The sequence below is a fragment of the Kocuria tytonicola genome, assembly GCF_003687175.1.
In the GTDB taxonomy this organism is placed as follows: domain Bacteria; phylum Actinomycetota; class Actinomycetes; order Actinomycetales; family Micrococcaceae; genus Kocuria; species Kocuria tytonicola.
The window spans coordinates 211,924-224,229 of the sequence record NZ_RDEX01000002.1 but is presented as its reverse complement, the minus strand read 5'-3'; the positions used below and the strand labels follow the sequence as shown (position 1 = coordinate 224,229).

Sequence of the window (12,306 nt, the reverse complement as noted above, 5' to 3'; positions counted from 1 at the left end):
GCACCCCGGTCGCGGACGGCCGGTCCGCGGGGCGCACCACCGACCCACCGGGCGGGCACAGGACATCTCCCTACACTGGCCCCATGACTTCCGAGCACCCCACCCCCTCCGCAGAGTCCCCCACCGGCACCCCGTACCCCGTGGCCGAGCGCCGGCCCGTGGAGCGCACGTTCCACGGGCACACGTTCTCCGATCCCTACGAGTGGCTGCGGGAGAAGGACTCCCCCGAGGTCCGTTCGCACCTGGATGCCGAGAACGCGTACTCCGAGGCCGTCACCGCGGACCTGGCCCCGCTGCGGGAGCGGATCTACGGGGAGATCAAGGACCGCACCCAGGAGACCGACCTCTCCGTGCCCGGCCGCCACGGGGACTGGTGGTACTTCGCCCGCACCGTGGAGGGCGGCGCGCACCAGGTGTTCTGCCGGGTGCCGGTCGCGGACCCCGCGGACTGGACCCCGCCCGCCGTGGAGCCGGGTGTCGAGCTCACGGGCGAGGAGGTCCTGCTGGACGCCAACGCCGCCTCGCAGGACCACGAGTTCTACGCGCTGGGCGCCTTCAGCGTGTCCGACGACGGCTCCCGGCTCGCGTGGTCCGAGGACGTCGCCGGGGACGAGCGGTTCACGGTGCACCTCAAGGACCTCACCACGGGCGAGCTGCTCCCGGACCGCGTGGAGCAGACCTCCTACGGCGCGTTCCTCACCCCGGACGCCACGCAGCTGATCTACACCGTGGTGGACGAGTCCTGGCGCCCCCACCGCGTCTACCGCCACGTGGTGGGCCAGGAGGCCGCCTCGGACGAGCTGCTGTTCCAGGAGGACGACCCCGGCCTGTGGCTCGGCGCGGAGCTCTCCGCGGACAAGCAGTGGCTCATGCTGTCCTCCTCGTGCTCGGAGTACAGCGAGTACCGGATCGTGCGCCTGAGCGAGCTGGCCGCCCACGCGCCGTCCGCCTCTCCGGAAGCTGACGACGCCGCCCTGCCCCTCGACCTGCCGTGGCGCACCGTGCTCTCCCGCGAGGACCGCGTGCTGCACGAGGTGGAGCCCCTGGAACTCGCGGGCGAGGACTACCTGCTGCTGTCCCACGACGCGTACGCCCCCAACGGCCGGATCAGCCTGCTGCCCCTGGACGACGCCGGCCGCCCCCTCGCGCAGCTCTCGCTCGTGGACGTCCTGCCCGCCTCGGACGCCACCCGGGTGGAGTCCTGCGTCCCCACCGCCACGCACCTCGTGGTGGCGCTGCGCGAGGACACGACGCCGCGCGTGCGGCTCATCCCCCGCGCCGCGGTGGAGCACCTGGTCACCGGGCCCTCGCAGAACGTGGCGGGCAACGGCGCGGAGGGTGCGTCGTCGGCCCCGGGGCACGAGGCGAGCACGGGGGCCACCGGCGCGGCGGCGTCGTCACCGGAGAACGGGACGCACACGGGAACGAACGGTGCGGCGTCGTCGCCCCAGGGAATCCGCGGGGCGGGTGACGGCGCCCAGGAGGCGGTGCTGCTCGCGGGGACCGAGGCCGCGTTCGACGAGGAGCTCTACAGCGCGGCGGTGCTCTCCGCGGAGTACGAGAACCCCGTGGTGCGGGTGTCCTACACGTCCTTCGTGACGCCCCCGCGCGTGTACGACATCCCCACCGGAGTGCCCGGGAGCGAGGGCCTGGACGCGTTCGGCGTGGGCGAGCCCGTGCTGCGGCGCGAGGCCACCGTGCTGGGCGGCTACCGCAGCGAGGACTACACCGTGGAGCGGGACTGGGCCGTGGCCGAGGACGGCACGCGGATCCCCGTGAGCCTGGTCCGCCGCGCGGACCTGGACCCGTCGGTGCCCGCACCGGTCCTGCAGTACGCGTACGGCTCCTACGAGATCAGCACGGATCCGGGATTCTCCGTCTCCCGGCTGTCCCTGCTGGACCGCGGCGTCGTGTGGGCCGTGGCCCACGTGCGTGGCGGCGGGGAGCTGGGGCGCGCGTGGTACGAGAACGGCAAGAAGGGCTCCAAGACCAACACGTTCACCGACTACGTGGCCGTGACCAGGCACCTGGCCGCGCGCCCGGACGTGGATGCGGGGCGCATCGCGGTGATGGGCGGCTCCGCGGGCGGCCTCCTGGTGGGTGCGGTGCTCAACCTCGCCCCGGAGCTGTACTGCGGGGCGCTCGCGGCAGTGCCGTTCGTGGACGCGCTCACCTCCATGCTGATGCCCGAGCTGCCGCTCACCGCCCTGGAGTGGGAGGAGTGGGGCAACCCCGTGGAGTCCGCGGAGGTCTACGAGTACATGCGCTCCTACTCCCCCTACGAGAACGTGCGGGACACCGACTACCCGCCGGTCCTGGCGGTCACCAGCCTGAACGACACCCGTGTGCTCTACGTGGAGCCCGCCAAGTGGGTGGCCGAGCTGCGCACGCACGCCGAGCACCCGGAGACCGTGCTGCTGCGCTGCGAGATGGCCGGCGGGCACGGCGGTGCCTCCGGGCGGTACTCGCAGTGGAAGGACACCGCGTGGGAATACGCGTGGCTCGCCCGGCAGCTGGGCGTGGCGGTCTGACGAGAGCGGCCCTCGGCGGCTCACGGTCGTGACCCGCCAGGGCGGCTTCCGGGCGCCGTGCCGCCCGGTACCACCGGACCGGGGCCACCTCCGGGCAGACCGCACGGGGCGGGCGGCCCGCCAACGTGCGGTGAGTCGCTTCGTACCGCAGCGAAAGGTCCTGCGGCTGCCGGAGCTCCTGCACGTCGGGGTGGAGGCGGGGGCGGTCGGGCGCCCCGCTCCGGTTGCAGCGCGGCCACCGTGTCCGGACTCAACCACTCGCCCACGCTCCCGGCCACGATCTGCTCGGCGGCCGCGGTGGCCATGGCAGCGCTGGTCTGGAAGCCGTAGCCGCCCTGGCCCGCGAGCCAGAACACACCCTCGGCCCCTGCGTTCCAGCCGCACACCGGGACGTCGGACGCACGCTCGGTCCGCAGCCCGGTCCAGGCCTTCGCCACCTCGGTGATCCGAAGCCCCGTGCAGCTCTGGATGGTCTCGCCCAACCGTTCGACGGCGCCCGGGTGGGGCTGCGCGTCGCACGCCTCGCTGAGTTCGGACTCCCCCATGGAGACCATCGCGCCCACGGGATCGGGCCGGAAGTACCAGTGCTCCGCGGCGTCCATGACTATGGGGTGCTCCGGCGGCATCGGCTCGGTCAGACGCACGAGGGCCGCGGTGCGCCGCAGCGGTTGCAGGCCCTGCGGCGCGGCCCCCAGCAGCGACCCCACGTGCTCGGCCCACGCCCCGGCCCCATTGACCACGGTGCTCGCGCGGACGACGCCGCCGGGTTCCGTTCCGGGCTCGGCCACACGAGGAGCGAGGGCAGATCCGCAGAGGCCCGCGCGAGCTCGGCAACGGACCACCGGGTCAGTTCCAGCACCGGCTCCGGGCCATAGCTGGGGATGAGCTGCTGGGCGGAGCGTGCGGAGGCGTGCCGGGCCACGTCCTGCTCCGCCTCCAGGACAAAGATGCCGCGACCGGTGCCCCGCAGGCGGGCAAGTTCCGAGGCCGCGGACAGGCCCGCAATGCCCGCCCCGATGATTGCGATGTCGTAGGCCATGCGCCCATCGTGCCACTGCCCGCCAAAGGCTCGACAGACGCCCCTCCCGCACGGTGCGGTCGTCCGTCGACCGGGCGACGGTTGGGCCCCGAGGCAAGGACGCTTCCGGCACGCGTGGTCCGCTCGCCCGCCGGCCTGGGAAGGACTGCGTGAGGGCGTCTCGCTCCGGTCCGCCCCGGAGCGGGCGCGGCCGGTGCCCCGCCGTGCAAGGACACACGAAGAACCCCGCCCCTCACCGCAATGGTGAGGGGCGGGGTTCTGCTGTGGCTCCGGCCGATCAGGTCGGCCGGGTCAACCGTTCATCGACGTGCGATGAGGTGCCTGGATCAGGCGGGGATGTTCAGCACCTGACCCGGGAAGATCAGGTTGGCATCCGCCACGGTGCCGGCGTTGGCCGCGTAGAGGGCCTGCCAGCCGCCGTTGACGCCCAGCTTGTTGGCGATGGTGCCCAGGGTGTCGCCGGCCTGCACGGTGTAGGTGCCGGCGGCCGGAGCGGCCTGCTGCACGGGAGCGGCCGGAGCGGTGTACTCCACGGCGGGAGCCTGCGCGGCCGGACCGGCCTGCTGCACCGGAGCGGCCTGCTGCACCGGGGCAGCCTGCTGCACGGGAGCGGCCTGCTGCGCGGGAGCAGCCTGCTGGACCGGAGCGGACTGCTGCACGGAGGAGGCCTGCGGGGCCACGGACGCACCGGAGGCCATGCCGCCACCGTTGCCGTGGAGGCCCAGGCTGGCGGAGCAGGCGGGCCATGCGCCCCAGCCCTGGCCGGCCAGGACGTTCTCGGCCACGCGGATCTGCTCGGACTTGGAGGCACCCTGCGGGGAGCCGGAACCACCGAAGGCGGACCAGGTGGAGGGAGTGAACTGGAGACCACCGGAGAAACCGTTGCCGGTTGCGGTGCCCCAGTTGCCGCCCGACTCGCACTGGGCGAGAGCGTCCCAGGTGGACTCGGAGGCAGCGTTGGCGGGAACGGCGAAAGTACCGACGGCCACACCGCCCATCAGGACAGCAGCGGCACCACGGCGAATAGCGGTAGAAGTCTTCATCATGCTCCGTAAGGCCACCTACGCTCGTTCCCATCCCTGGGTGTCTTCGCGCCGTCGTCTACCCGTGACAGTTGGTGTGAGGGGTAGTAACTACGGAATGCTGCCATCTAGACGACGTACGGTGTTGCGGCAGCATCCAGCACAATCCAGACCACGGATCATGTGTGCCTGGAAGCGAACTTCCGGTCACGAAAGTCCGCTGAGGAAGTTGTTGATAACGGTAGCGTAACGATGGCTTGTAGATCAAGTACTTCGTTACACCCTTGTTATCCCACTTCGGGGGACAGCCCCCGTCGCGGGCATGTGTCACGGCCGCGAGCCGGTCAACCCGGGCTACGCTAGGTCACCCCATCCTGCGGGTCAACCCGACGCTGCTCCCGCACGCGGGCACCGGGGGCATCCCCGGACCACAACGGATTAATTTCGGCGGTTCAGGTGCGCGCCCACGCGGCAATGACACTGGCCAGACGGGCCTTTTCGTAGTCATGTGCTTCTGCAACCGAAGTGCTGTGGGATGTGTCACGCAGAGCCGGCGGCGGTGGCAGGTCCGGTCGCTCCACCACGGCACCCGCCTCACTGGCAATGAGCGCGCCGGCCGCCCAGTCGTGCTCGTGCAGAGCCCGCTCCGAGTAGCCGTCCAGTGTGCCGTCCGCCACCATGCACAGGTCCAGGGACGCCGCACCCAGACGCCTCATGTCCGAGAACCGCTCCATCGTGTCCAGGAAGCCGCTGAACTGCTCACGGCGCACTGCGGCGTCGTAGGAGAAGCCCGTGCCGTACAGCGCACCGCGGCGTCCGGACACCGGCCCCGTGAGGCGGGAGTCCGCACCACTGCGGCGGACCCAGGCCCCGAGACCGGCCACCGCGTAGTACACGCGACCCAGCGCGGGGGCGTCCACCACCCCCGCGAGCCAGTTGCCGCTCTCGTCGCACACGGCCACCGACGTGGCGTAGTAGACGATGTCCCGGATGAAGTTCGTGGTGCCGTCCAGGGGATCCACGGACCAGCGCAGACCGGAGCGGTGCTCGGGCACGAACGTGCCGGACTCCTCCCCGGTGATGGCGTCGTAGGGACGTTCCTCGCGCAGGACCGTGCTCACGGCGTCCTCGGCCGCGACGTCGAACGCCGTGACCCAGTCCCCGTCCGAGGACTTGTTCTGGGCATGGAGCTGGGCGGCGTCCCGGCCGCGGAGCACGTCCGCTCCCGCCGCGGCCGCCCGCAGGGCCACCCGCAGCAGGTCCTCGAGCTCGTCCGTTCCGGGGCCGAGCCCCTCCAGTGGATCCGCCATGTCTGCTCCTACTCCCCCGCGGGGCTCTCGTCGCTGCCGGCCGGGGCGGCGTCGTCCTCGGCGGCGTCCCCGAAGGCTTCTGGGCCCTGCGTGAGCAGCCGCTCGAAGCCGGCCTCGTCCAGCACGGGAACGCCCAGGGACTCGGCCTTGTCCAGCTTGGTCCCGGCGTTCTCCCCCGCCACGAGGAAGTGCGTCTTCCTGGACACCGAGCCGGAGGCCTTGCCGCCGCGCTTCAGGATGGCCTCCTTGGCCGAGTCACGGCTGTAGTTCTCCAGCGAGCCGGTGACCACCACGGTGACCCCGTCCAGAGTGCGGGGCGTGGACTCGTCCTCGGTCTCCTCCATGCGCACCCCGGCCGCGGCCCACTGCTCCACGACCCTGCGGCGCCACGGCTCCTCGAAGAACTCCTGGACCGCCTGGGCGATCACGGGCCCCACGCCGTCGGTTCCGGCCAGGGTCTCGAGGTCCGCCGAGCGGATGGCGTCCATGCTGCGCAGGGACGTGGCCAGCGAGCGGGCCGCGGTAGGACCCACGTGCCGGATGGACAGCGCCACCAGCACCCGCCAGAGGTCGGTGTCCTTGGCCTGCTCCAGCTGCGCGAACATCTGCTCGGTGGTCTTGGAGGGCACGCTCGGGCGGGCTTTCGTGGGCTTGGTCCAGAAGTACGGCACGAGCTCCGGAGTGACCCGCTGGACCCTCTCCCCGGTCTCCTTGTCCGTGACCGTCCGCCGGGAGTCCCGCCAGACCATCACGTCCCGCAGGTCCTCGGGGGTGAGGTCGAAGAGCCCGGCCTCGTTGCGCAGGGGCGGCACGGAGAAGTCGGTGCCGTCCGGGGCGTCCAGCGGAACCGGCTGGGTGAGGGCCTTGGCGGCCTCCTCTCCCAGGGCCTCGATGTCGAACGCCCCGCGGCCAGCCGCGTGGTTGACCCGCTCCTTGAGCTGGGACGGGCAGGTCTGCGCGTTGGGGCAGCGGATGTCCACGTCCCCCTCCTTGGCGGGGCGCAGGGGCGTGCCGCACGAGGGGCACTCGGTGGGCATCACGAACTCCCGCTCGGAGCCGTCCCGCAGGGCCACCACCGGACCGACGATCTCCGGGATCACGTCCCCGGCCTTGCGCAGCACCACGGTGTCCCCGATCAGCACACCCTTGGCCTTGACCACGTCCTGGTTGTGCAGCGTGGCCATCTCCACCGTGGACCCGGCCACGCGCACCGGGTCCATGAGCCCGAAGGGCGTCACGCGTCCGGTGCGCCCCACGTTCACGAGGATGTCCACGAGCGTGGTGTTGACCTCCTCCGGCGGGTACTTGTACGCCACGGCCCACCGGGGAACGCGGGAGGTGTAGCCCAGCCGGAACTGGGTGCGGCGGTCGTCCACCTTGACCACGATGCCGTCGATCTCGTGCAGCAGGCTGTGCCGCCTGTCCCCGAACTCCGCGATGAACTCCAGCACCTTCGCCACGGAGCCCAGCACCTTGGAGTACGGGCTCACGGGCAGGCCCCAGCCCTTGAGGACGTCATAGGCCTGCGACTGCGTGGCGAGCTCGAATCCGCGGGCGTAGCCGATGCCGTGCACGAACATGGACAGCGGACGCCGGGCCGTGACCTGCGGGTCCTTCTGGCGCAGGGAGCCCGCCGCGGCGTTGCGGGGGTTGGCGAACGGCGCCCGCCCTTCCTCCACCATGGCCTCGTTGAGCGCGCGGAAGTCCTTGGAGGAGATGAACACCTCGCCGCGCACCTCCACCTCCTCCGGGAAGTCCTCCCCGGAGAGCCGCTGCGGGATGGTCTTGATGGTGGCCACGTTGTGGGTGATGTCCTCACCCGTGGTGCCGTCCCCGCGGGTGGCCGCCCGCACGAGCACACCGTCCCGGTAGAGCAGGTTCACGGCCAGGCCGTCGATCTTGACCTCGCTCAGCCACGAGACCTCCGGGGCGCCGGGCAGCTCGGCCACCTGCTTCTGCGCGCGCTCCAGCCAGGCCACGAGCTCGTCCGTGGAGAACACGTCCTCCAGGGAGTACATCTTCTCCAGGTGCGTCACGGGGCTGAACGCCGCCCCGACCTCACCACCCACCTCCTGGGTGGGGGAATCGTTGGCCTTCAGCTCCGGGTGCAGCGCCTCGAACTCCTCGAGCGAGCGGTAGAGCGCGTCGTACTCCGCGTCCGAGATCACGGGCTGGTCGTGCACGTAGTAGGCGGCGCGTGCCTCCCGGACGCGGTCCGAGAGCTCGGCGTACTCCTCCCGCAGGGCCTCGCTGGGCTCCTCGGGGTTCAGGCTCTGGCCGTTGGCGTCCGTGGCCCGCTGCGCATTCTTGGCGTTGAGTGTGCTCACCGCACCATTGTGACCCAGCACTCCGACACGCACGGGCGGCCACCGGGGCCCCGAAGCGCGTCCGGCGGGGCCACTGCGGGGACACGGCCGGACCCTGGGGCGGGCACGACGGGACCCCCGCACCGTGGGGTGCGGGGGTCCTGGCCGATCGGCGGCGGCTACAGCGCGGAAACCCTCAGGTCCGCGTGTGGGCGGCCCCGCTTGGGGTCCCACACCTGGACGCGAGATGTGCTCCAGTGGGCGCCCCGGCCGTCGTCGTCCACCGCCACGGCCACCGTGGCGGGCAGACGCACCGGCGTGGCGAACTCGACCGACCACGTGAACGGCACCTCGGCGGGCACCCCGGTCAGCGCGAGCGCGCGCGAGGCCGTGTACATGCCGTGGGCAATCGCGCCCTTCATGCCCAGCGCCCTGGCGGAGGGGTCCGAGAGGTGGATGGGGTTGTAGTCCCCGCTCACGGCGGCGTAGTCCCGCCCGGTGCCGGCACCCAGCGACCACTGCCCCGTGGGCAGCGGTGCCTCGAACGGAGCCCGCTCCGGGGCGACGTCCTGCTCCGGGCGCGGCTGCTCACCGGCAATCGCGGTGTGGACGCCCTTGGCGAGGTACGTGGAGCGCCCGGCCCACGCGACCGTGCCGTCCTCGCGGGTCAGCGTCACCACGGCGTCGAGCATGGTGCCGGAGCGGTGCGAGCGCAGGTTCTCGGTCCAGGCCGTGGCCGTGACCCGCTCCCCCACCGCCACGTCCGTGACGTGGTGCACCGTGTTGCTCAGGTGCACCATGCCCAGCACGGGCAGCGGGAAGTCCTTGCGGGTGAGCACGGACATGGCCACGGGGAACGCGAGCGAGTGCAGCGCCCCGGAGAACACGGCGGCCTCCGCGGCGCCCGGCGCCATGGGACGCGGGCCCGCGTGCACCACGCGGCAGAAGTTCTCGTGCCACTCCGCATCCGCCGAGAGTCCGTCCACCACGTGCGCCACGCGGGGCAGCTCCAGTGCACCGGAGACCTTCTCTGGCCCGGAGGACCGCAGGGACGCGGGCAGCACGCGCCCTACGGGCGAGTTCCGCAGCGCGGGCAGCACCTTGCGGGACGCCGACGACGCCGCGCCGCCGGCCACGGACGTGGCCGCCCGCGCACCGGCGCTCGCGTACAGGGCCGGGAGCTTGACCAGGCCCGAGGGCCGGGTCCGTTCGTAGCCCTCGGGAACACTGGGAACGGTGGGATCCACGGTGCTCATGCGCTCACGCACCCACCATGCTCTGGCCGCACACGCGCAGCGTCTGGCCGTTGATCCCGCCCGCGGCGTCCGAGAGCAGGAACGTGATGGCCTGCGCCACGTCCACGGGCGTGCCGCCCTGCTGCAGGGAGTTCAGACGGCGGGAGATCTGCCGGCGCGCGGCCGGGATCTTCGCGGTCATCTCCGACTCGATGAACCCGGGCGCCACGGCGTTGACGGTGCCGCCCTTCGCGGCGATCAGCGGAGCCGTGGCGGCCACGGCGCCGATCACACCGGCCTTGGAGGCGGCGTAGTTCGTCTGCCCGCGGTTGCCCGCCACACCACTGGTGGACGCGAGGCACACGATGCGCGGAGCGGGGCCCAGCCGGTCCGAGGCCAACAGGGTCTCGTTGATCCGCAGCTGCGACTCGATGTTCACGGCGATCACGGAGTTCCACTTGGCGTCGTCCATGTTCGCGAGCATCTTGTCCCGGGTGATCCCCGCGTTGTGCACCACGAGGTCCAGGCGGCCGTAGCGGCCGGCCACGAGGTCCAGGATCTTCTCCCCGGCCTGCGGGTCCGTGACGTCCAGCTGCAGGGCGGGCACACGCAGCTCGTTGGCGAGCTTGGTGAGCGCGTCCCCGGCTGCGGGCACGTCCACCGGGATCACGGTGGCGCCCGAGGCGGCCAGCGTGCGGGTGACCTGCTCGCCGATGCCGCGCGCGGCACCGGTGACCACGGCCACCTTCCCGGCCACGGGGTGCTCCCAGTCCACGGAGGCGTCACCGCGGTCGTCGCCGACCGTGAGGAACTGACCGTCCACGTACGCGCTGCGCCCGGACAGGAAGAAGCGGATGGCGCCGACGACGCTCGGGGCGTCCGCGGGCACGCCGTCCGCCACGAGCACGCCGTTGGCGGTCACGCCGCCGCGCATCTCCTGGGCCACGGAACGCAGCAGACCCACCACACCCTGGCGGGCCGCGGCCTGCGAGGGGGCGAGCTGCTCCGCTCCGGCCACGGTGCCCGACGCCGCCCCGGTTCCGATCCCGGGGGCCGGGCGGGACAGCGTGATGACCCGTCCGCCCGGGCGCAGCTTGCGCAGCGCGGAGGACAGCTCCAGTGCCGGGCCGCCGAGATCCGAGGGGCTCTGCACCTCGGTGTAGTCCAGCAGCACCGCGCCCACGCGGTCCACGTCCGCGGCGCTGCGCCGGACGTCGAGGTCCCACTCGAGCAGGACGGCCGCAGCGGCGTCGGCCGCCCTGCCCCTGCCGAGCACCAGCACGGCGCCCTGCGGGAAGTCGTCGTCGGCGCGGTAGCGGCGCAGCGTGACCGGGCGGGGCAGGCCCAGCTTGCCCGCGACCTGCTTGCCCAGGCCCGAGTTGACCATGTCCAGATATGTGTCCGTCACTTGCAGTTTCTCCCAGATCTCGTGAGGTCTAGCGGTTGCGGTGGGGTGCTCAGACCGAGCGCAGCAGCATGGCCACGCCCTGGCCGCCGGCGGCGCAGACCGAGATGAGGGCGGTCTGCGGCTTGCCCTCCTTCTTGGCGCGGGCGGCGAGCTCCTTGGCCGTGGAGGCCACGATGCGCCCGCCGGTGGCGGCGAAGGGGTGGCCCGTGGCGAGCGAGGAGCCGTTGACGTTGAGCTTGGAACGGTCGATCGAGCCGAGCGGGGCGTCCAGGCCCAGACGCTCCTTGCAGAACTCGGGGGACTCCCACGCCTTCATGATGGAGAGCACGGTGGAGGCGAACGCCTCGTGGATCTCCACGAGGTCCAGGTCCTGCAGGGTCAGACCGTGGCGGGCCAGCAGGCGCGGCACGGCGTAGGCCGGGGCCATGAGCAGGCCCTCGTTGCCGGTGACGAAGTCCACCGCGGCGGCCTCGCTGTCCACGACCTCGGCGAGCGGGGTCAGGCTGTGCTCTGCGGCCCACTGCTCGGAGGTGATCAGCACGGCGGAGGCGCCGTCCGTGAGCGGGGTGGAGTTGCCGGCCGTCATGGTGGCCTCCCCCGCGAGCTTCTTGCCGAACACGGGGTTCAGGGTGCCCAGCTTCTCCACGGTGGAGCCCGGACGCATGTTGTTGTCCTTGGTCAGGCCCTTGAAGGGCGTGACGAGGTCGTCGAAGAACCCGCGCTCGTAGGCGGCGGCCAGGTTGTTGTGGGACGCCGCGGCCAGCTCGTCCTGCGCCTCGCGGGTGATGCCCCAGTGCTGGGTGGTCAGCGCCTGGTGCTCGCCCATGGACAGGCCCGTGCGGGGCTCGCCGGAGCTGGGGACGGCCGGGGCGAGGTCCGCGGGGCGCACGGCCTTGAACGCCTGGAGCTTCTGCATGGTGGTCTTCGCACGCTGCAGCTTGAGCAGGGCACGGCGCAGGCCCTCGCTCACGGCGATGGGGGCGTCCGAGGAGGAGTCCACACCACCGGCGATGCCGGCCTCGATCTGGCCCAGGCGGATCTTGTTGGAGATGGAGCTCACGGTCTCCATGCCCGTGGCGCACGCCATCTGGACGTCGTACGCGGGGGTGGCGGGGTCCAGCGCGGAGCCCAGCACGGACTCGCGGGTGAGGTTGAAGTCCCGGGAGTGCTTGATCACGGCACCCGCGGCCACGGCACCCAGCCGCTCGCCGGCGATGCCGGTGCGCGCCACGAGGCCGTCGATCGCGGCGGTCAGCATGTCCTGGTTGGAGGCGTTGGCGTACGGGCCGCCCGCGCGGGAGAACGGGATGCGGTTGCCGGCCACCACCACGGGGCGCGTGCCGGTGGCGCCTGCGGCGTGCCTGCCCGCGGCAGGAGCGGATGCTGCGGCCGGGGTCTTGGTGTTCGCGTTCTGCGTGTTCTCGGACATGGGGGTTCCTCCTGGAGGGTGTGTGC

At 72.2% G+C, this 12,306-nt stretch carries 8 protein-coding genes and 1 pseudogene; 1 reads left to right on the top strand and 8 read right to left on the bottom strand.

Going from position 1 to position 12,306, the window contains the following annotated elements; genetic code table 11:
- Positions 1-83 precede the first annotated feature (83 nt).
- Positions 84-2,531 carry a S9 family peptidase gene (locus EAE32_RS09205; RefSeq protein ID WP_121864956.1) on the top strand — a complete coding sequence of 816 codons (2,448 nt, stop codon included), beginning with the start codon at positions 84-86 and terminating at the stop codon, positions 2,529-2,531.
- Between the two features lie 20 nt (positions 2,532-2,551).
- Here EAE32_RS09205 and EAE32_RS12035 read toward each other — a convergent pair whose 3' ends face one another.
- From EAE32_RS12035 to EAE32_RS09170, 8 genes and pseudogenes are all read right to left on the bottom strand, one after another.
- Entirely contained in the window at positions 2,552-3,319 is a 768-nt protein-coding gene (locus EAE32_RS12035) for an FAD-dependent oxidoreductase (RefSeq protein ID WP_240624966.1), read from the bottom strand.
- Between the two features lie 77 nt (positions 3,320-3,396).
- Positions 3,397-3,570 (bottom strand): annotated as a pseudogene (locus EAE32_RS12030) (FAD-dependent oxidoreductase); the annotation flags it as partial.
- A gap of 326 nt (positions 3,571-3,896) precedes the next feature.
- The gene (locus EAE32_RS09195) at positions 3,897-4,616 is read right to left on the bottom strand and encodes a LysM peptidoglycan-binding domain-containing protein (protein ID WP_121864955.1); all 720 of its coding nucleotides are present in this window, start codon (positions 4,614-4,616) and stop codon (positions 3,897-3,899) included.
- Positions 4,617-5,044: 428 nt separating this feature from the next.
- Positions 5,045-5,902 carry an inositol monophosphatase family protein gene (locus EAE32_RS09190; protein ID WP_121864954.1) on the bottom strand — a complete coding sequence of 286 codons (858 nt, stop codon included), beginning with the start codon at positions 5,900-5,902 and terminating at the stop codon, positions 5,045-5,047.
- Between the two features lie 8 nt (positions 5,903-5,910).
- Positions 5,911-8,229, bottom strand: coding sequence for an NAD-dependent DNA ligase LigA (ligA, locus tag EAE32_RS09185; protein WP_121864953.1), 2,319 nt, complete (start codon positions 8,227-8,229; stop codon positions 5,911-5,913).
- Positions 8,230-8,387: 158 nt separating this feature from the next.
- A complete protein-coding gene (locus EAE32_RS09180) occupies positions 8,388-9,464 on the bottom strand; it encodes a MaoC family dehydratase (RefSeq protein ID WP_121865039.1) in 1,077 nt (358 codons plus the stop codon).
- A gap of 4 nt (positions 9,465-9,468) precedes the next feature.
- Positions 9,469-10,851 (bottom strand): 3-oxoacyl-ACP reductase, encoded by a 1,383-nt coding sequence (locus tag EAE32_RS09175; RefSeq protein ID WP_121864952.1) that lies wholly within the window; start codon positions 10,849-10,851, stop codon positions 9,469-9,471.
- A gap of 49 nt (positions 10,852-10,900) precedes the next feature.
- Positions 10,901-12,280, bottom strand: a complete 1,380-nt coding sequence (locus tag EAE32_RS09170) for an acetyl-CoA C-acetyltransferase (protein WP_121864951.1) — start codon at positions 12,278-12,280, stop codon at positions 10,901-10,903.
- Between the last annotated feature and the right edge of the window lie 26 nt (positions 12,281-12,306).